Annotated in this window: 1 protein-coding gene (only partly in view); it reads right to left on the bottom strand. The window is 57.6% G+C overall.

Annotated elements, in window-relative coordinates:
• Nucleotides 1–22,654, bottom strand: the 5' portion of a protein-coding gene (locus THICY_RS01480; RefSeq protein ID WP_013834844.1) for a YDG domain-containing protein. The gene continues 64,955 nt to the left of window position 1, outside the view; 22,654 of the gene's 87,609 nt are visible here — the first part of the coding sequence; the start codon lies at nt 22,652–22,654; its stop codon lies beyond the left edge, outside the window.

The following is a 22,654-nucleotide window of genomic DNA, read 5'->3' as shown; positions in this document are numbered from 1 at the left end:
CCAATTCAAAGACAAAATCAATATCCGATACGCTCAAGCCCGTGGTGCCGTCATAGACGCGTTGTGCCGTTGAACCGGAACCGATGGTCAACACGCGTTGTAAGATGTCGCCTTTGCTCTCAGAGAAATCGCCACCCACAACGGTGTAGTTCATCGCCGAGGCGCCGCTTAGGCTCGCGTTGGTGATATCCAAGGCGAGGTTTGTACCGGCATTGGCCTCAGTAAAGTTAGCGGTTACTGCTAAATCTAAGCTATCGCCACCGACTAAGTTGTTGAGCGTAATTGTCTTGTCCAGAAGCTCGGTGGTGCCGTCATAGACCATGCTGCCCGTGATGCTGGCGTCAATCACGCGCTTGGTGATTTCACCGATGCCGCTTAACGCGGTCGTGCGTAACACATAATTGCCATCTGCATTGTCTGCCAAGCTCAAGCCATCGATCGACCAGGCCTGCTGACCGGCATCAGAGCCTGCAAATCCGCCAGTGCCTGTGACGGTAATGCTGTCGTCGTTAACAACGTTGGTCAGTGACAAGTCGCCACCCAACTCGGTGGTGCCATCGTATTCGCGGGTGGTGCCAGTCAGATCCACCTCAACCACGCGCGCAACCACGTTCAAGTTACTGTCGTTGATGACCTGAATGTCGTAGGTATTGCCGTTATGCGTTTGTTCTGTATTAAAGCCGGTACCCATATCCAAGGTGTACGCATAACCGCCGACATTGGCGGCGCCACTAGCACCAGTGCTGGTGATGCTGGCGCCGGTGCCCAACACATCATCCAATGTCACACCGGTGGTATTCGGTGCTTCATCGGTGAAGGCCGTGCCGACCATGTTCAAGCTGCCGCCGCGCACGTCTTGCAGGTCTAGATCACCCAAGCTCGCGGTCAAACGCACATACTCATCGGTCATTAAATCGGTGATTGCCTCGCCATAGGTGACGTTGGCATCGGCGGTACGAATGGTCAGCAAGCCGCCTTCGGTTTCTGGCAAGTCGCTGGCAAAGATATAACGGTTACCGTTTTCATAGCCGTTGCCGGTTAGGACTGAACTGCGGCTTGCCGAGGTGTCATCCCAGCTTGCACCCCAGACCGCGCCATTGCCGCTTGAAAGAATGCTGTTGGCGTCAGCGGTTGAGCCGAACTGGTTCAGAGTATTGTCGTTTTCATCCCAGCCTGCGGTCCAAATCGTCCAGCGACCACCGGCTACCACCGCATCCGCACCGCGCTCGTTGATGAACTTACCGGTCGTGCCAGCGTCTAGTGTCACGTCACCTTCTAATGAGACCACTTGGCCAGTCGAAGCAATCGTGATGGCGCTTGCCGAGGTATCCAGCAAGATATTGCCGACCACGCTCAGCACGCCTGCCACGGTGTAAGACGTTGCGCCGGTCATCGCAAAGCTCTCGGCATTGCCAAGCGCGCCCAGCGTCACCGCACTGGTATCACTGTTGATGCTGATATCGCCGCGAGCAGTCGAGGCAATATTGCCAATAACATTAGCGCCACCGGTCAAGTCAATGTCGCCCGCACCCGCCAACACCAAGTTGGTCGCGGTGATAACGCCTGAACTCTGTTCGATATTGCCGCCCTTGGCGCTTGCGAGCGTTAAGGTCTTGCCCGCAGCAACGGCCAGATCGTCACTGATTACGATGCGGTTAAAGTCCAGGCTTAAGTTGCTCTGAACATTAACGCTGTCTTTAATCCGCAAAACCGGATTGATTGCGGGCTCAGCCGCATAAGTACCCGCACCACCAATGGTGAGCGTGCCGTTGGCACCGGTCACGACCAAGTTATCCAGCGAAGTCAGGTTGGTTTCACTGCCTGAGGCCGTGCCAATGGTGAAGTCACCCGCCCCGATTTGCTCCAGCGTGATGTTCTCACCCTTGAGGTCGCGGGTGATGTCGAGTGTCTGGCCGCCACGGAAGCGCAGGGTCAAGTCACCGTCGGCCGTGACGGCGTCACCGGTGGTGCCGTTGGTGGTGATGTCGCCCGTGGCATCAAGCAAGATCGAACCAGTCGAGCTGGACAAGGTAGCAGCCGAAGCCAGGGTGATGTCATCACCAAAGATGCGCAGCTCATTCGGGGTCGTACCCCCATTGATGGTGATGTTGCCGCGCTCGCTTGGGTTGGCACTGCCAATGGTCACGGCGCTGAACTGGCCTTGGATCTTCGAGAGATCGGTGGCGTTTGCGCCAGTACCTAGGGTGAGGCTGCCGTCTTGGCTCAAGAGTGTGAGGCTGTCGGCACGATCGCTACCCGTGCTGCCTAAATCGCCCACCAACGCAATGGTGGCGGCTTTCAAGGTGGCCGAACCCACCAGATCAGTGTTGCCCAGGGTAATGCTGTCGGTTGCCAAAATAGAGCCCACGCCGCCGGTGCCAATCGTGGCCGTGCCCGTGGTGCCGGCTAGATCGTTGATGGCCACATCAGTGATGCCACCGCGCTGACCAATAGCGCCTTCAACCGCAACCGCACCACTACCCGAGCGCAGGGTTAGGCTACCTGTGGCACCACGGACCATATCCAGACTATTGCCCAAGGTGATGGCACCATTGGCGTCCGCGGTATTGATGGATGTGGTGCCCAACAGGTTAATTGGCGTGCTGTCATCACCGATCTCAACTGAACCGCCGGCGGTGATGGTGCCGTGCAGATTCACTTCCGACGATGCGGTAGCCGTGACCGCACCCGCAAAATCAAAGCTCGAACTTGCACCACCCAAGGTGAGCTTGCCGGTGTTATCAAAGGTGAAGCCACCGATGCTGCCACCGCCCACATCGCCACCGAACTTGTTACTAGAGCCGGTGAATGCCAGGTCGTAGGCATTGCTATCGGCACCAATGGTTAAGAGCGCACGACCATCATTAATGCCTGTGTTACCGGTCACACTGCCACCAAAGCGCAGGCTTGAGCCGGCAAAGTTAGTGATGTCGATGGTGTTGGCGGCGAGGTTGCCACCAATCGAAATATTGTTGGCACGGTCGATCGTAACGGTGTCGAGGTTGCCAGCAACGTTGGTTGCTACTGTTACCGTGCCGCTGGTGTTGATCGTGACGTCGCTCACGATGCCGGCGCTGCCACCCGTGGCTGAGACGGACCCGAGGCTCACAGCCGCCGTCGTGGTGCCCGTACCCAGCGTCAAGCTCTGATCTTGCGCCAAGAAGATGCCACCGGTGCGAATCGTTGAGCTTGCTTTGTCGCCACTGTCAATCGTGGCGGTTTGCAACACATCCAAGCGATTAAAGTTGATGGCGCCATCGGTGGTGAGATCAGCGTTCAGGCTCGTGTCGCCCGCCACGTGCGTGATACCACCCATGAAACGCAAGGTCTCGGTGTTGGCCGTACCCAGTGTGACCGTACCCGTGGTGCCGAATGTACCCACACCCGAGACATCGATGACATCACCGTCGAGGTTCACCGCGGAATTGCCGTTGACGGTGAGGCTGCCCGCATATAGGTTGTCTTGGATATTGACGGGGCTTTGCACCGAGGTCAGCTCAATGCGGTCAATGCGATCGGTGGTGCTGCTACCAAGCGCACCGGCGAAGGTCATGCCGTAGTTACTCGCCGCTGACAACTGGCCAATGCCGTTATCCACAGAGCCCGCGTTGATAGCACCTGCCACCCGCAAAATCACGGTCGAGTTGCCGCCCACCGCCGTGCCAGCAATATCGCCCACTGACAACTCATGGGCCGTCATGTCAAGTGAGCCCATGTCAAGATACAAGCGCTGGCCCGCCGTGACATTGATGTCACCCAGGGTCGTATTGCCGCTATCCCAGGCAGCTGCGCTAGCGGGCTGGGTAATGCTCGAGGCTTTGGGCACAGCGCCCGTCAGAATCATCGAGTTACCGGTCACATTAACGGTCGCGGCACCGAGATCCAAGGTGCCACGGCTAACGAGTTCGTAGTCGGTCAGGACTTGACGACCAAAGCTGTTCTCGACGAACGTTTCGTTGATTTGGGCCGCGCGCACTTCGAGCACGCCCGCCAGGTTCAATTCGGACACCGCACTGGCATTGACCGAGTTGGCAAACACCGTGGCGCCGATACCAGTGACCGACAGCGAACCGGTGTTGTTAAAAGTCACAGGACCGCCGCCAATGAACGACGGACCATTCAAGCCAATGTTGTAGGCGCCGGCATTGACCGTCAAGCCCGCGGCGGTCTTGGAGCCATTGGCCAAAACGCGCAGGCCATTGTTGAAATTGATCCCTTGGGTAATACCGTCCAGGGTGACTGTGTTGGCGAGCACCTGCTGCGCAAAGCTCAATTGAGCGCCCTGCTCAATGCTCAAGTCATTGACCCGCACCGAGCCATCGACCGTCACGTTGCCATCGATATCAAGGGTCAGATTGCTGTTGGCCTGGTTGCCTGAGACCACCCCGAGGGTGAGACCCGTGGCATTGCCCGTGCCCAGTGTCACATCAACACCGCTGGCAATCTCGGTGTAGCCCAACTGAATCGTGCCGGTGCCGCTGCCACCCAGGGTTGAGTCGTGGGTGAAGATCGTGCTGGCACCAGTGCGCCGGAAATTAATGCCGCCAGCGCCTTCAACCAGCACCGAGCCGCCCACCTGCACGCGATTCGGTGCCGTTGCAATCACGCCATCGGTAAAGGTGATGCTGTCACCACCGTTACCCAGGACGACGCGACCACGGTTATTAAAGGTGGTGGCACCCCCAATGGTGTTGTCCGAACCGATGAAGCTGACGTTGTAGTTGCCCGTGCCGGCCAATACCGTCAAGCCACCGAGGTTAGTGTCCTGCCAGAAATCAATCGTGCGGCCGTTGCCGCTGTCTTGCAACACGACGCTGTCTTGTGTGACGGCCTCCTCAAACAGCACACCACCTGAGCGCACCACGGTCAAGGTACCCGAGCCAGAGACTTGGCCAGCGATCACTAAGTTGCTTGCGTTGTTGGCGCGGTTGATCACCAGGTTGGCGTCGTTGGTGATGTTGCCTGTCCCGATCGTGCCCGTGCTGCCGGCGTTACCGATTTGCAGGGTGCCGGCATTAATCGTGGTCGTGCCGCGGTAGTTACCACTGCCCGACAGAATCTGCGTGCCTGTGCCGTCTTTGACCAGGCTGATTCTGCCCACGTTGGCACCCGCATCGCTGATATTGCCGCTGAAGTGGCCGTTGGTGTTGCCCACACCGAAGATCAAGCTGCCGTTGGGGCTTGCAGTGCTACCACCGAGCGTCGTGCGAACAATCTGGCCCGAGCCATCCAAAGCGTCAATGCGTACGTTGGTGTTGGCTTGATCGGCGGTTGGCGCAATGCCGCTGTCCCACAGGTTCAAGGTCGCGCCACCGGACACCGTCAAGGACGCTTGGTTAGTGGTCCAGTCGGTCTTGGCGCTGTTGACCAAACGGGTCTCACCGCCGGTGATGATGATGCGGCCACCCTGAGCCATGTCGATGGTGCCACCGGCATTGCCCACCAGGGTGCGGTTGGCGTTACGCGGGGCGCTACGAATCAAAGTACCCGCACCGGTGTAAGTAATCCCACCGGTGTTGCTAAAGGTGGTGAGGTTGGCGCCGAGCTCGACTGTGGCACCGGCTTGTACTTCAATGCCCCGGGTATGGGTGCTGGTGGTCACCAGATTCAAGCGGCCGTTTTCTGCGACGGTTTGGACCGTGTAGTTGTTTTGATTATTGGTAAAGAAGGTGGTGCCTGTGCCGCGCTGAACCACACTACCCGTGAATGGCTCTGTGCGACCCGTCACCGCATTACGCGTGAAGGGCTCGATCTCACCCGAGCTGGTGATCACCTGATTAAAGGTGACATTGTTGTTGCGGTTAATGACGAAGTTGCCGTCCGTGACCACCACTTTGCTGCCACCCAGCGTACCGGTGTTACCGCCATCGCCAATTTGCAGCGTGCCGCCCTGAACGTGGGTCACACCGCTGTATGTGTTGTTGCCGGTCAAGATCTGCGTGCCTTCACCGACCTTGATGAAGTCGCGCACGCGATCGCCGGCACGCGGGTTCAGGTCAATGATGCGGCCCGAGAACACAGCATTGGGTGCACCCACGCCATCCGCCACACCGATCACCGGCGAGCTGCGGAAGGAGGTGCCGCGCCAGCCAGCCGCCCAGGTACCGCCACCGGTCAAGGCGTCAATACGAATTTCAGCTTCGACACTGCGGAAGGTCGCACCCGAGGCGATGTTCAAGCTGGCGAGGTTGTTGTCCCAGTTCTCGTTGCCCCAAGAGCCCGCCACCAGCGTACCGCCGGCGATATCAATCCAACTACCCGCACTCATGGCGAAGGTCGCCGCGCGTTGACCCCAAACCAAGAGACCACTGCCGCTCTTGCGCAGGGTGCCCTGACCGGTAAAGGTCATGTCCACCGGCATATCGCGCGTGCCGCTAGCCACATGGAAGTCCAGCACCGCACCGCTGTCGATCTGATACTGCGTTGAGCGCGTGGTGCCATCAAAGCGCAAGGTGCCACCCATCACATGGGTATTGCCGCTATAGGTCACCGAGTCCGTCAATCGGAGCGTCGAGTTGTTGGTGCTGTCCAGGGTCAAAGCCAATACGCCATTGCCGGTAAACACATTGCGCACGCGACCGCCATAGGTGGTGTCAATCGACTGGTTCACCAACAGCGTGGCCGGGGTATTGGATTTGGTGAAGCCGGCATCGGCTGGGCCATCCCAGCTTTGAATCACGGTGCGGTTGCTACCCGAGCCGGCGACGATGTTGCCGATTTCCTGATTGGTGCCACCTAGGGTGAAGAAATTCCAGCGGTTACTGCCGCTTTGGAACTCGACGTCGATTGGGTTCAGCGCACGACCCGTAGTGGCGTCAAACTCACCCACCTGGTTGTTTTCACTGAACAACAAGCGTGCCACGCCACTTTGGCCCGCAGAGCGACCCAGGATGATGCGACCCTGCTGATTGCTTGGCAATGCGCTATACAACTCGGAATCGCGGTACAAACCACCACCGGCGCCAATAATGACCAGCTGCTCACGGATATGGGTGTCACCCAAGTAGGTGTTTTGGCCACTCAAGGTAACCGTGCGGTTACCGGTAAAGTTCAGGCCATAGGCATTCTCGCCCGACGAAATATCGCCCGTGATGGTTAGGTTGCCGTGATTCAGCGCACTGATGCGAGCATTGCCGGTCAAGAGGATGTTGCCTGCATAAGTCGCTGCTGCCCGACCGCTATAGGTGTAGGCAAAGAGAGAACCCCACTGCGTGCCGTTGGGTTGACGCCAGCCCTGGCCACCGATTTCCAGTGGGTTGGAATAGGTGCCACCGGCACCCAAATACAACTGACCGTTGTTAATCACCTTGATGGTCGGCAAGGCGGTGCTTAACTGCGCCTGGCTAAAGGCCACCAAGCGGGCATCATCAAGAATGAAGGTGGCATCGGCCGATAGGGTATTCAGCCCAGTGAAGCGGTAGTCACCGGCACCTGCTACGGCCGTGTTGTTACTGGCAAATATCAGGGTGCCGTCACCACTGATGGCGTGACCGATACGGATCATGCCCTCGACGTTTTGTCGGTCGGTGCGATAGTATCTGAGCGTACCATCCGCCCCGATATACACCGGGTTATTGTTCAACAGCGAGCCACGGGTGTTGCCATCCCCGATTTGCAGCGTGCCTTCAAGCACATCGATACCACCGGTATTACGCGTGCCGGCTGAAATAATCAGCGTACCTTCGCCCTTCTTGGTGATCTTCAATGGATCACCAGCGTTGGTGCCGCGTGTCCAGGAGTTACGCAACACACCGCTAAAGGTTAGGTTTTGGTCCTGATTGATAATCAAGTGACTGGCGCCGGAGCCCTGCGAGGTGTCTTCAAAGTTCTGAATCACCGCCCACTGCGGGTTGCGCAGCGTAGAGATATTGCCCACTTCCTGCGTGGTGCCGCGCAGGGACAGGTAGGAGTAGGCGCGCACCGCATCAAACACGATGTCGACGTTGGCGCCAAGCTGATTGTCCTCACCGAACTCTAGGTTAGCGGCCACATCTGGGTAGACCCAGCCGGCACCCTCGTCGTGGCGGATGATGACGGTACCCGGGTTGTCTTGAAGTGTGCCCGGTGAACCCGCGACATTATACAAGGCTGGACCATTCGGATTAGCCAACAACAACTGACCGCCCGAGACAATGGTGTCGCCGCTGTAGGTGCTCGCACCGGTCAGGGTGATACGACCATTACCCCACTTCTGCAGCCAGTACCCGTTGCCGCCATCATCGATCGGCGAGTTGATGACCCCATTCTCGCCGCGTAACGCACCAATGCGCGTGTTACCCGTTAAGGTAATATCGCCCGTAAAGCCACCACTCTTGAGACGGAAGGCACCAACACGGCCAATATTCTCTAGCCAGCCTGTGCCCTCAATTTGCAAGTTATTCACCACCGTGCCCGCGCCGGTGTCAAGCATCAGCGTGGCACCACTTTGAACCTTAATGATACCGTTGCTACCAACGCCCTCATGGTGCGTCAACAACAACCGAGCACCCGCTAAGACCTCGGTATTCCCGGAAAAATTACTGGACTTAGAGACCGTATAAGAACTGCTAGACCGAGTTGGCTGGCCTGCAAACTGCAAAACACCAGTACCACTAATTGTATTATTCAAAACGATAGCCGAAGTATCACCACGGAAAAAGCGTAGGAAGCCGCCTTCATCAATCTGAATGTTGCCGCGAATGGCACCGGTGGTACCGCCACGGCCAATCTGCAGCCGTGCACCATCGGCAATGGTGGCCTGGCCGCTGAAGGTGCTGTTGCCACCAAGATCGACGAGGCCGGCATTGACATTGATTGCGCCCGTGCCAGAGATCACTCCATCCCACTCTTGCTTGGCGGTGGAATTGACATTCAGCGTGGTGCCAGCGTTTAGCTGGATACGGCCGCCATAAATATTACTGCCGGGGCCAGACAAACGCGCGTTACCCGAAAGTACCAAGGTGCTGTTTTCCAGCACACGAGTATTTCCACTGAATTTATTGTTGAAGTTAGTCAACTCAAGCGAACCGCCGCCTTTGACATCGAGGCTGGCTGCCCCGTTACCGCGCTGGGTCAGCGGTGCATCGATGGTCAATGTTTTATTGGTGTCGACATTAACCGTAGTGCGCTGGCCATCACGCATACCAAACATCGCCGTGGTGTTGTCAGTGGCGCGCGTGATCGAAGCGTCATCAGTTACCGTAATCGTAGGACGATAGAACTCGTTGAGCGTGCCACCGAGAATCAGCTCGCCACCGTCCATCTCGAGCTGGAAGTTGTTCCAGAAGTGATTGCCAAAGTCTGCACCACCGACGGTGCCGCCATTGATGATCAAGCGATTGACCGAGGCGCCACGCTGCCAACCGAATGTGTTGGCGGTGGTGTAGTTAACCGTGGCACCTGAATTCACTGTCAGGGTGCCACGAATGGTGCCCACTTGACCACCACGGCCCAACATCAAGGTGCCGCCATCGACGGTGGTGCCGCCGGTGTAGGTGTTCAACGCATTCAGCGTTAAGGTGCTCGCGCCGTCTTTAATCAGCTGGCCTTGGCCGCTGATCACGCCGCCGAATGTTTGATTGACGGTGGTGTCGAGTTTGAGCGTCGCGCCACGACCAATCAGGATGCGGCTGTTGTAGACACCCGCCGTGCCGGTACTGGTCAGGCGACCCCCTTCGGACAACAGCAATGTGCCTTGGGCGACGTTGGTCAAGCCGGTGTAGTTGTGCGAGCCAGTCAAGACCAGGGAACCGGCACCGCGTTTAATCAAGGCACCAGTCGATGAGGCTGATACCCCACTCAAGGTCAATGTGGTGTTAGCGTCGGTGACAGAAATCGTGTTGTTACTGCCATTGGCAAAGGTGAAGTTGCGATCGGTCGTGACATCGCCACCGCTGTAAGCCAAGGTACCACCGGCAAAGACTAAGTTACCCGCTGCATTGCTTGAAGCGCCAATCGAACTGGCCACACCGCCGTTGGCCAGGTTGCCCACGTTCAAGGTGCCACCACGCAAGGTGGTGGCGCCGGTGTAGGTGTTTAAGCCGGTCAACGTGATCTGGCCAGCACCAAACTTCTCAATCCCATAATCACCCGAGATCACGCCGCTAATGGTGCCGCCTTGGTTGGTCCAGGCACCGATCCGGGCGTCGCCGATCAAGGTGATGTTGCCGTCCACGGAACCGCTGACGATACGCAAAGCACCCAAGCGGCCGGCGCTTTCATTCCAACCGATGCCGGCGATTTCAAAGTTATTGGTCAACGTGCCATTACCAATGTTCACAAACACGCCACCACCAGCCTCAACGCGCACCGTACCGTTGCCGATGCCCTGCGTGCTCTGAATACCCAAGCGCGCGCCGCTGCGAACGGTCACGTTGCCGGTAAAGCCACCGCTGTTGCCACCCATGCGGTAGTCACTTTGGTTCAAGCGACCCGTGCCGATAAATTCAATCGTGCCAGGGCCTGACACGGTGTTATTTAGGGTCATGGTGTTGCTGCGGAAGTACGCCAGCGTGGCACCGTCATCGATAGTCACCGTGGTGCCACCGAGCGAGCCGACTGTCGTGCCAGTCCCGAGCTGGAAGGCACCTTCGGAGATGGTGGTATCACCGGTATAACCGTGGTTAGCGGTGTGGATGATGCGGCCAGCACCGGTTTTAGTTACGCCGCCCGTGCCCGTACCGAAGATACGATAGGAGCCAGTCGCTGTGCCTGAGGCCAGATGCATTTGCAAGCCGGCAGTGCCAAGCAGGTTCACACCGCGCGCTCTAAAGCCTTGCTGGGCTGCCGCACCGTCTAGACGCAAGATACCTTCGCGCACCACCGCGCCACCAATCTGATTCTGACCGGTGATAGTCAACATCCCTGCGCCGCGCTTATCAAAATAGCCCCAGCTGATGCCGTTAAAGTGACCAATACGGCCACTGAACACCAGGTCGTCGCCGGCGCCACCGGTGACATTGGCAACGTCAATAATGCGCGTGGCACCCCGGCCAATACGCAGGTCGGCCGAGATTTCTGAAGCAGAGGTACCACGCACGGCAATGTTGCCATCGAGATAGAACTCACCATAGCTGGGGTGACCTTGGCCTGTGCCCGCCAGCGTGCCGCCTTCTTTGCCATCGGCGCCTAAGTTCAACTGCGCGATCTTCATGTGGTCGTTCGGACGACCCGCGAAGTTCGCCTCGAGCACACCGCCGCTGTGAATGTTGATGGTCTTGTTGGTGTACTGACCACCCAAGGCACTGTGATTGGTCACAATCACACGACCGCCGGCAATGGTGGAAGCACCACGCCAGTAGTTGCTGTTACCCGACAAGGTCAGGGTGCCTGGGCCATTGAAATTAAACGCTGACTGACCATTGCGTTCACGAACTTGGGCGCTAATCACCGCATGGGTGCCTTCAGCGGCATTAATAGTAATGTTGCTGCCATCGCGAATATGCAGATTGGCCGAGGTATTGCCGTTGGCACGGCGAATCACCGCATTGCCCGACAAATTGATCGTCGGGTTAAAGAATTCGTTAAAGGTGCCACCGAGGATTAGCTCACCGCCGTTCATGGTCAGCTCGAAGCCAGACGCTGTGCCGTCTTGGGTATAACGACCCCAGAAATGGTTGGCAAAGTTACTGCCACCGACGCGACCACCGTTGATGGTCAATGAAGTGACCGAGCGCAAATCGCCTGTCGGTGCGTTCGGGAACCAACCAAAGGTGTGGTGGGTGCTGTAATCGACCACGCCCCCCGCATTCACGGTCAACGCACCTCGAATCGTACCGGTACCCGCATTCGCGAACTGCAGCAGCAAGGTGCCGTTGTCCACAACCGTGCCACCGGTATAGGTGTTGGCTTTGTTCAACCGCAAAACCCCGCCGCCGGTGCCATCCAAGGTCAAACCGCCGACGCCAGCCATTGGTTTGGCGATACGGGTGTTAAAGCCGTTGGTGTCGACGGTTAAGCCACCTCTATTAATGGTGACAATCAGACGGGGGTCATCATTGTCCGGGTGGATCAAGTCACCACCCCTGAGCGCCTTCAGCGTACCGCCATCGAAATTGATCTCGGCACGACCTTGATAGCCTTCGCTCAATACCCGGGCGGTCTCAAGCGTACCGCCCTGGTTGACGTTGATGGTGGCGCCGGTTGTGGTCGTGTTCACCGCACCGGTCGCCCAAGGGTTGAGCCACACGCGCGCACTGCTGGAGCCCGCCACAGGCCCGCGTCCACCCTCACCAATGTTGACCACACCACCGTCGTTGATGTTCAACTCACCGGTACCCGCCGCGCCGGTGTTGTGTAAGCGCCCGCCGATGTATACCGACCCGAAACCTGAACCGATGTTCAAATCACCTGAGACGTTCACTGTGCCGTGCGAGCCTTGGCCTGTGCCAATCGCAAAGGTGCCGCCCGTGCCGGTGGTTAATGAACCACCAGCGGCAATGTTCAAAGTACCGTCGCCGTAGACGTTCACAAGCGACGTGTTGGTCATCTGACCAGAAATCGTCAGCGTGCCACCATCGACCAGGGTACCGCCGCTGTAGCTGTGGTTGCCAGAGAGGTTCAGGTTACCGGGGCCGGCTTTGAGCATGCCGCCGGTACCACCTGCTGATGTACCCGACAGGGTCAGGGTGGCACTTGATTCCACCACGTCAATCGTGGTGTTGGCACCACCGGCCATGGTGAAGTTGCGGTTTGAGCTCGTCGTCACACCGGTGTAGCGCAACGCACCACCGGCCAGTTGCAGGTTCGCTGCATCAGCTACCGAGGCACCAATTGAACTTTCCACACCGCCATCGGCGAGTTTCGATACGCTCAAGGTACCGGCCGATACACGGGTTGAACCAGTGTATGTGTTGGCTTCATTGCCGAGCGTCAGCACACCGCCCACGGCGTTGACATCGAGTGAGCCTTCACCGGAGATGGTTCCGGTGAGTGCAGCACTCATCGAATCGATGCTGAAGGTGGTTGTCCCGGTGTCTTTGAACTCATGGTACTGATATTCAACGCCACCAATGGTGACCGTACGAACGCTGCTACCACCCGTGGCAGCGCGCTCTGATACGCCACCTACGTAGCGCACCACGACAAGACCGGAACCACCGTCACCGCCTTCCGAGCGGGAGTTGCCGGCGTTGCCGCTGCCACCACCACCACCACCGGTATTAGCCACGCCACTGTCGGCTTTGGTGGTGGTCGCCGCGCGTCCAGCACCGCCACCGCCTTGACCACCCGCACCAGCCGCGGCAGTGGCACCAGTTCCAAACCCATGCACACCACCGCCGCCGCCGCCACCGAACCAGCCTGAACCGCTCGCGCCAAGACCTGCGTCACCAGCCCAGTCGACATCAAGACCTGCACCACCATCACCAGACTTGGTGGCGGTCCAATCGCCACCAGGGCCACCTGCACCACCACCGCCACCGGTGGGGTAACCGTTCGCGCTAGTACCGCGCCCGGTACCACCAGCAAATCCTTGTCCTTCGGTTCCAGGTGCGGCTGCATAGCGCCAGCCTTGGCCGCCGCCACTGGCGATGCTTGCACCCGATGCGCCTTGTTCTGCGGTCCAGGACCCTCCGTGACCACCACCGAGTGCCGTCACACCAAATATCGATGACGCGCCACCCGAGCTTGATGTGGTGCGGATGCGATTGGCATTCATTCCTTGGTCGTTGATGGCTCCCTTACCGCCGGCACCGACGGTGACATTGAAAGTACCGCCTGCGACCACTTGAGTGCCGGAGAGCACGCCACCGCCACCACCACCACCGCCGACCCAGGCGCCGCCACCACCACCGCCACCGACGACCAGGTAGTCCACCTGAATACCCATGGCGATTGAGACCAGGCCGTTCAAGACGATGTTGTTGGCGATCTGTGTGCTGTTTGAGAGCAATAAACTCGTGCGATCGGCCATGGTCAGGGTGCCACTGCCCAGTGGTGTGGTGTGAACATTGTTCACCGCACGCGAGGCTAAGGCCAGCGTGCCTGATTCAACCGTGGTGCCGCCGCTGTAGGTGTTATTCGCCAGCAGGTTCAGCGTGCCGCCGCCTTTGAGGGTAACTGAACCCACACCGCTGATGAGTTGATCGACGGTAATCGAACCGGTGCGATTGATGACGAGGTTGCCGCCGCCAACCACATCAGCATCACCGTTATCCAGAATAATGTCACCGCGACCAGCCATGCCCGAGGCACTACCGTCACCCAACTGCAGGGTACCGTCTTTAACGGTGGTGGTGCCGGTGTAAAGGTTGTTGCCGGACAGTGTTAAGGTGCCCGTGCCTTCTTGTACCAGGTTGCCCTTGCCCTCTAAAACTTGGGCAAAGGTCAAGTTGTCCGATCGCTTGATCGCCAGCGTGGCGTTTTCTGCCATGTTTAAACGACCAGTGCCCAGCGTTCCAGTCGTGCCACCGTCACCGATGCGCAAGGTACCGGCATCAATGCGAGTGGTACCGCTGTAGGTATTGGTCGCTGTGAGGGTAGTCGTACCCGTGCCCGCCTGTACCAACATACCTGTGCCGGAAATAGCGGTACCGATGGTCAGGTCAGCCGTGCGATTAATTTCCAGACGCCCGGTGTTGACAATGGGGCCAGTGCCTAATGGATTGGCGTCTTCTGCGCCGGTGACTTTTAGAGTACCGGTTGCGATATTGGTGCTGCCATAGGTATTGGCACCTGACAGGGTCAGCGTGCCGTCACCAGCATTGGTGGTTAGTGCACCAGGCCCAGTGATGTTGCCGCTAATCGACGCTGCCAAGTTGGAGTAGTCGAGTGCGAAGGTGCTCGTGCCGACTTGGGTGAACGAGTGGACGGTGTAGGTGACACCTAATTCACCAATGATTCCGTCACCCACAAATGAGGTAATCGTACCGCCTGTGGCGAAGGTTTCGCCTTGGTAGCGCACCACGACGATACCGGAGCCGCCTTTACCAGCACCTACCGTGTTCTGAGAACTGCCACCGCCACCACCGCCAAGGCCATCTGTTCCATCGCCCCAATTAGTTTTGCGGGCGTCACCGCCTTTACCGCCACCGCCGAGACCCCCATCACCCCCGGTTGAGGTGTTGTTAGCTGTGCTGCCGAAAACGCCTCCTCCACCACCACCGGCGTAGTAAATCTGCGTACCTGTGATCGAACTTGGCAGGCCATCTCCGCCTTTACCGCCATTACTTGTACTGCTTGCTGGACTCTGTCCTGCCTCACCAGCGCCACCACCACCACCTGAAGGGTAATTCGGCTGAGTCGTATTACTAGACCCACCATCATTACCTTGACCTTCAGTGCCCTCACCTCCAGAGCCGGCGTGCCAACCGCCACCTCCTGAACCACCATCTACTCCTCCGACCCTACCTCCGTTAGAACTATTGCTATCACCACCTCCACCACCGAAGGCAATAAATCCAAAAGCTTGGCTGTTGCCGCCGCTCTCACCCGCACCAGCGGTGACCTGTCCACCCGCACCCACGACAATGTTGTATGTCGTGCCATCCAGAGTGAGGAGCGACTCGCCTACGTTGGTCAAGAAACCACCAGCTCCACCGCCACCGCCGGTGGATGCGCCACCCGCACCGCCACCACCCACAATCAGATACTCGATATCAATCGGCTGAATGGTCAGGCCGATGGTGGCGTTGCCGGTGAGTGTGATGTTGTTGGCAATGTTGACGCCGTGGCCAAGCATCAATGCTGAACCACCGGCAAGTGTTAGGTTGTTGGCGCTGACACCCAGGCCTCTGGATGAGCGCAGGGTGAGCGTACCCTTTTCAACCGTGGTGTTGGCAAATAGGGAGGCGCTGTTGTCATTGTCGAGGATTAAGTTACCGAGACCGGATTTAATCAGTTCGGCGACCTTGCCATCGACTTCCGTGTCTGTTGCTGAAATCTCACCCGTGAGCGTTAGCGTGCTCGTGGGGTTAAACACATCAATGCGGCCTTCTTTGCCGTCATTAATCGTAATGTCACGACTGATAGTGCCGGTAGCACCGGTATAGCGCAGACCACCGCCATCGAATACTAGGTTGGATGTGCCGAGTGCACCTGTTTGTGTGCCTAGACCAGAGACACTGATCAAACCACCGGACATGGTGGTGGTGCCACTGTAATCGCTAACAGTGCTGCTCAGCGTCAGCATGCCGGTGCCGATTTTGGTGAGGTTACCGGTGCCGGTAATTTTCCCCGCAAAACCACTGTCGGAGTTATTGCCACCGATGGTCAGGGTGTTGTTGCCTAAATCGATGGTGCCGCCCGTGGTGCCACCACCGGCTAGCGAACCAATCGAAAGATTGGTGTTGCTCAGGGTAAGTTTGGCGCTAGCAACGTTTTCAATGCGGATTGAAGAATTGGTGCCTAGCGCACTGGCGTTGGTCGCGCGCAGTTCACCGGCTGAAATCTGAGTGCTTCCCGTGTAGTCATTGGTGCCCGACAGGGTCAGTGTGCCCGTGCCTAGTTTGGTCACGTTGCCTGCACCCGTGATATCACTGAGGACAGTAAAGGTAGCGCCGGAGTTAACGTTAATGGAGCCGTGGTTGCTGCCCAATGTGATGCCACGATTGGCTGACAGGCTAAAGGTGCCGGTTGCCTGGAGCGTGCCACCATTGATCACGAGTTGACCGGCGGTTGCAGTGGCCGGCGCTGCGCCAAGTGCCGCGTCGGCACCAATCGACAAGGTGCCGGCTGAAATCGTGGTGATGCCGGTGTAGGTATTGGTGCCGGTCAGGACGAGCGTTCCGCTACCGATCTGGCTTAGCGAGCCCGTGCCGCTGATGGCGCCACCAACCGTCAAGGTACCCGTGCGGTTAAAAATCAGCGAGGTGTCATTGGTGATAGCACCCGTGCCAATTTGACCGGTCGCACCGCCAGCACCAATTTGCAGGATACCGTCAGAAATCGTGGTGCCACCGCTGTAGGTGTTGTTGCCGGTCAGGGTGGTCTTACCCGTGCCCACCTGTTCTAGCGAGCCCGTGCCGCTGATGGTTTTAGCGACAGTGACCTCATCATTACCCGCAAAACGCAACACGGCATCGTTGGTAACCAGGCCTGCTCCACCAAGGCTACCCGCTGAATCTTCATTACCGATTTGCAGGACGCCATCACTGATGCTGGTAGCACCGGTGAAGGTGTTACCTGTCGACGTCAAAATCGTGGTGCCCGTTCCGGCTTGGGTTAGCTGTCCCGCACCCGTGATAGGTCCACCCAACGTCTGCGTCGCAGTCGTGTTGAATCTTAACGTGCCACTGTTGGCGATAGAGCCTGCATACGAGCCGATAGCCGGTGTTGCCGGATCTGCGATTGGATCAGTTGTATGCCCCAGGGTGCCGGAGATATCGACCGTGCCACCCGTAATCGTCGTGGTGGTTGACGCACTACCGAAGGTGTTGTCACCGGAAAGTGTCAGCGTGCCCAGGTCTGCTTCTAGGGTTAGGTCTTCTGTACCGGAAATGTTGCCGGATAACGCTGCTTTCAGGTCAAGCTTAAATGCGTTAGCAGATCCGACATCCGTGAAGCTGTGAACCTGATAGGTCACACCATTTTCACCGATCGTGCCATTGCCTTCGAAGTTAGTAATGGTGCCGCCTGTTGCACCGGCTACCGAGCCGACGTAGCGAACGATGACGATGCCGGAGCCGCCATCGCCACCTTTCTCATTACCGGAACTGGTGTTAGCACCGCCGCCACCACCGCCGGTATTGGGTGCGCCATCTATGTTGGCGTTGTTGTAGTCAACTCCCGACGAATTGTTTTGGCCTTGTGCACCGCCGCCCTTACCACCCTCGGCGATCTTAGTACCAGCGTGGCTACCACCACCGCCACCACCGGCAAACCACACCTCGCCATTTATGACCTGACCGACACCTAATTCATCTGCCAAGGCAGCTGTCAGCAACAGGGTGGTCTTGCCGTCACCGCCAGCGCCACCGACATTTCCGTTTGCATCGTCACCGGCCTGCCCGGCGCCACCGCCGCCAGCGCCACCGTAGTTTGCTGTATCACTTGAGGCATCACCGCCACCAAAACCAGTGCTTCCGTCTGCACCTTCATTATTCGGCCCGTTAGCGCCGCCACCACCGGATGCGCCTTCCCCAGCTGCCTGATTCCGTCCACGACCCGATAAAAATGCAGAAGCACCATGCCCGCCACCAAAAGCAGTATCGTTAAATGCTGAGGATGAGCCCCCAGACGTCGCATCTCTCTCCGGACCATTACTGGTCGAGCGCGCACCCAAGCCACCGTCGCCTACGACGATTTGATGTCCTAGGCTATTGAGAACTGTCGAACCCTCAACAAATCCACCGGCGCCACCGCCACCACCGCGACGCGCACCACCACCACCACCGCCACCCACAATCAAGTACTCGACTTCTAGCGGCGCTAACCCAATCGTTGCCGCACCTGCCAGGGTGATGTTGTTGGCGATTGAGACGTCATGGGCAAGGAGCAGCGTAGACCCCGTGTTCATGGTCAGACTACTGAGCGCAGAGTCACCTAATGCAGAGTTGGATCGGACGATCAAAGCGCCGGTGCTCTGATTCAGGGTAACGCCACCTGTAAAGGTGTTGTTGCCAGATAGTGTTAGTGTTCCACCACCGGCCTGGGTGATCGACCCACTGCCTGACATCACTTCAGCAACAGTGATGTTGTTGCTGCGGTTAAAGATCAGTGACGCATTGTTGGTGATATTGCCTAGGCCAATCATGCCGCTTGTGCCACCCGCGCCAAGCTGTATGGCGCCAGCAGAAATCGTGGTGCCACCGCTGTAGGTGTTGTTGGCCGTCAGGATTGTCTTACCTGATCCCGTCTGTTCGAGTGTGCCTGTGCCGCTGATGGTTTTAGCGACTGTGACGTTTCCATTACCCGCAAAGCGTAAGACGGCATTGTTGGTGACTGTGCCTGTGACACCAAGACTGCCGGCTGCGCTGGCATTACCGATTTGCAGCACACCACCACTGATGGTGGTGGCACCGGTGTAGGCGTTACCTGTTGACGTCAAAATCGTGGTGCCCGTTCCGGCTTGGGTCAGTGCTCCGACACCCGTGATATTTCCAGACAGTGTTTGTGTCCCAACACTGCTAAGTCTTAAGGTGCCACCCGTATTGAGGGTGATGTTGCCAGCATAAACACCGGTGTTGGTACCCGTGTTGCCCAGGGTGCCGGTGATATCGACAATGCCACCCGCAATCGTGATAGTACCGGTGTAGGTATTAGCACCAGACAGCGTGAGGGTACCTGAGCTTGATTTGCTTAATGCACCTTGACCACTGATGACACCACTTAAGGTTTGGGCTTGCGTGCTCGCAAAACTCAGTGTGGCGTTAGACGCTATGGCGATGTTGCCGGCATAGGTGCCACCACCGAGGCGACCAGAAACCGATAAGGTACCTGCGTCAACGGAGATGTCTCCCGTAAAGGTGTTGTTACCGGAGAGCGTCAAGGTGCCCGTATTGGATTTACTTAAAGTACCTTGCCCGCTGATGACACCAGTTAAGGTTTGATCTTGCTCGCTCGCAAAACTCAGCGTAGCGTTACTCGAAACCGCAATGGCGCCGGCGTAGTCAGTACGGAATCTACCAGTACCAGTCACAGCCAATGTACCGCCGCTGACAGTCGTCGAACCGAAGTGAAGGGCACTGCCCGACAGCGTAAAGGTTCCGGTACCAACTTTTGCTAGTGAACCGGTACCTGAGATAACACCCGAAAAAGTCGTGGACGTATTAAGCCCACCCGTTTGCAGCATGGTGTGATGATCAAGGACGACAGAGCTCGCACCAGATAAGGAACCGATCGAGACGGTTAAAGGCGTTGATGGGGCAGAAGCCGGGGTTTCAATCCGAAGCTGGGTACCCGCCGTATTGGAAACAGTGACCGCTGAGTTGTTACCTAAGCCGCTGGCGTTAGTGACCGTAACGCGGCCGGTGATGGTGGTATTGCCCGTGTAGGTATTAGCACCTGCAAGGGACATCACGCCGCGCGTGGAGTCAATGTTTAGATTGCCATCACCGGAAATAGTGCCGGTGAGCGAGGCCCTAAAATTATCTGCTATCGAAAAATTGCCGCTACTAGTAAATCGGTGGACCGTAAAGTTGCCCGCGGTGTTTTGTGTGATACCGCCACCGGTCGCTGTCGCAGAGCCCGTGTAGCGGACGACGACCACGCCGGAACCACCAGCACCGCCAGCTCTATAGTTACCCCCAGTACCACCGCTACCTGTGTTGGCTGCGCCCGGGTTTCCGCCTCTTTGCGCAGATCCTTGACCACCGGCTGCGTCGCCACCTTGTGCATAGGTTACCGAATTACCCGTTATATCTAGTGATCGTCCAGCCCCGCCGCCGCCAACGACTGTATAACTGGAAACGGCTGAACCCGCACCACCAGCACCACCACCACCACCAGGACGCCCACCTGCAAAGCCAGGGCTAGCTAATGAACCGCCAGCTCTATCACCACCCTTGTTGCCTTGGCCTTCGGTTCCGGGAGCACCTACGTAGGCAACACCAGCGTTATTAGAGGACATATCGCCAGCAGCCGCACCACCGCCGCTGCCTAGCGGCATTTCATCAGTATACTGTGTTGGAGGCAAATCTGAACCAGCATTAGTTGAGCCGATCACTGACCCACCACCGCCGCCACCACCGTAAGCGGTCTCACCAAACGCGGTACTGTTTTCACCTCGCTTACCCACAACATTTCCACTAACACCACCAGCACCACCAGCACCAACGGTGATACCATGCGGCGAGGTATTGAGAATAGTCGCGCCTTGAATTAAGCCGCCAGCGCCGCCACCGCCTCCGCCACCAAAGTCACCAGAACGACCAAAGTCTGTTCCACCGCCACCGCCACCACCAACGATCAAATACTCAACCTCGAGGTTCGCAAACGTCAGGTTCGCGCCACCTGTGCCGATGTTGATGTTGTTGGTGAGCGTGGTGCCGTGTGCCAAGGCGAGTGTGGTGTTGCCGCTTAGGTTCAGCGCGCCTGTACCGGTGACCAAGCCTGAACCGGCTCTAAGGGTCAGGCCACCGGTGCTTGAACGCGAGATATCCGCGTTAATGACAATGTCTTTAGCGGCTTTGAGCTCAAGCGTACCCGTGCCCGCCGCACTGATTGCGGTTGCCACCGTAATGGTGCCGCCATCGCCTGTCGAGTAACGCGGGCCGGTGGTGATAGTGACGTTATTGCTAAAAAGCGCCGTTGAAATCGTACTCGCGCTGATGGTTGAAACATTAAAAGTGCCACCATTGGAGGCATCAGTACCAGAGCCGCCAATCGTAATGTTAATTGGATCGAGCAACCATTCCCCGGTCCTGCCGCCTGCGGCCTCATTGGCCTTGGTGGAGACTTGGATGCCTTCGACATCCAGGAAGAAGCCCGAGGTTTCGATTTGGCCGCCATCGCCGCCCTGTGCGCCGCCTTCGGCTTTGAAGGTGCCTTGGGTGATGGTGCGGCTGTCGGCGTTGGTGATGTCGGACCAGGCGACAATCATACCGCCGTCGCCTTGTTCGGTCGCCGAGGCGTCTAGGGTGACGTTTTCGGTGATGGTGACGGTGGTGGCTTGCGGCAGGTCGCCTTGGCCTTGCCAGTCGCCGCCGATTTTGATGTCACCGCCGCCGGTCGCGCCAGTGGCATCGAGCTTAGCTTGCTCGCTAATATGGATGTGTTCACCGAGGATGAGGATATCGCCGCCTTTGGCTTGGTCTTGACCCGACACGTCGAGCTGACCGGTTACATTAACTTGGCCTTGGGCGCCGCCTGCCAGGATGAGTCGACCGCCTTGGTTTTCGATCGATTGCGCTTGCACTAGACCGTCGATATTAACCACACTGCGATAGATTTCGCGTTGGGCTTGGGCGGTCATAATCACCACACCGCCATCGGCTTGCACTAGGCCGCCGCTTTGAATAAGACCGTCGATTACGCCTTGTTCTACGTTAACTTGTACTAGCTGATCACCTTGGAAGTCGAGCGTAACGATGTCGCCCGAGGCAAAGGCTATTTGGCCTTGCGGGGCTTCGATCACGCCGCTGTTTTTAACTCGGTTGGAGATAAAGGCAACCACGCCGCCATGGGCTTTAATGTGGCCTAGGTTTTCGATTTCGCCGGTGCTAAATCCGAGGTTTTCGAAGCGGTGTTTGTTGTTTAAAAAGTCTTGGTCGGAGAGTTGTAGTGTTGAGGCAATCAGGCCGCCCACATCGATTTGGGCTTGTTCACCAAATAAAACCCCACTTGGGTTGATCAGGTAGACCAAGCCGTTGGCATTTAGGTTACCTAAAATTTTACTGGGGTTGTTTTGGACAACGCGGTTAAGCGCGGCACTGGTTGAGCTGGGCTGGTGAAAGTTGACCGTCGCGTCTTTACCAATGTTGAAGCTGTTCCAGTTGGTGATGAGCTTGTCGGAGTGCTGATGAATGTTGAGCACATTGTCGGCTTGCTGGAAGTTGGCTTGACCGTGCTGAACTTGGCCACCACTGGGCAGAGCTCCGGGGTCGAGGGCATGGGATACACCAGCAAATCCAAGCATCGTGGCTGCGACTGCGCCAACTACGCCGCTTTTTCGCTTGCCTTTGCCTGGAGTGATTTCTGCAACGGCTACAAACATTTGCTTAGCATCCGACCACACCAGACGGTAGGTGTGGTTGAGTGATGCGCGCTTCATTTTGTGCTTAGATTTGCTGTTAATCAT

The organism is Thiomicrospira cyclica ALM1 (assembly GCF_000214825.1).
GTDB classification, from domain to species: Bacteria; Pseudomonadota; Gammaproteobacteria; order Thiomicrospirales; family Thiomicrospiraceae; genus Thiomicrospira; species Thiomicrospira cyclica.
This window is presented reverse-complemented; position numbering and strand designations above follow the sequence as displayed.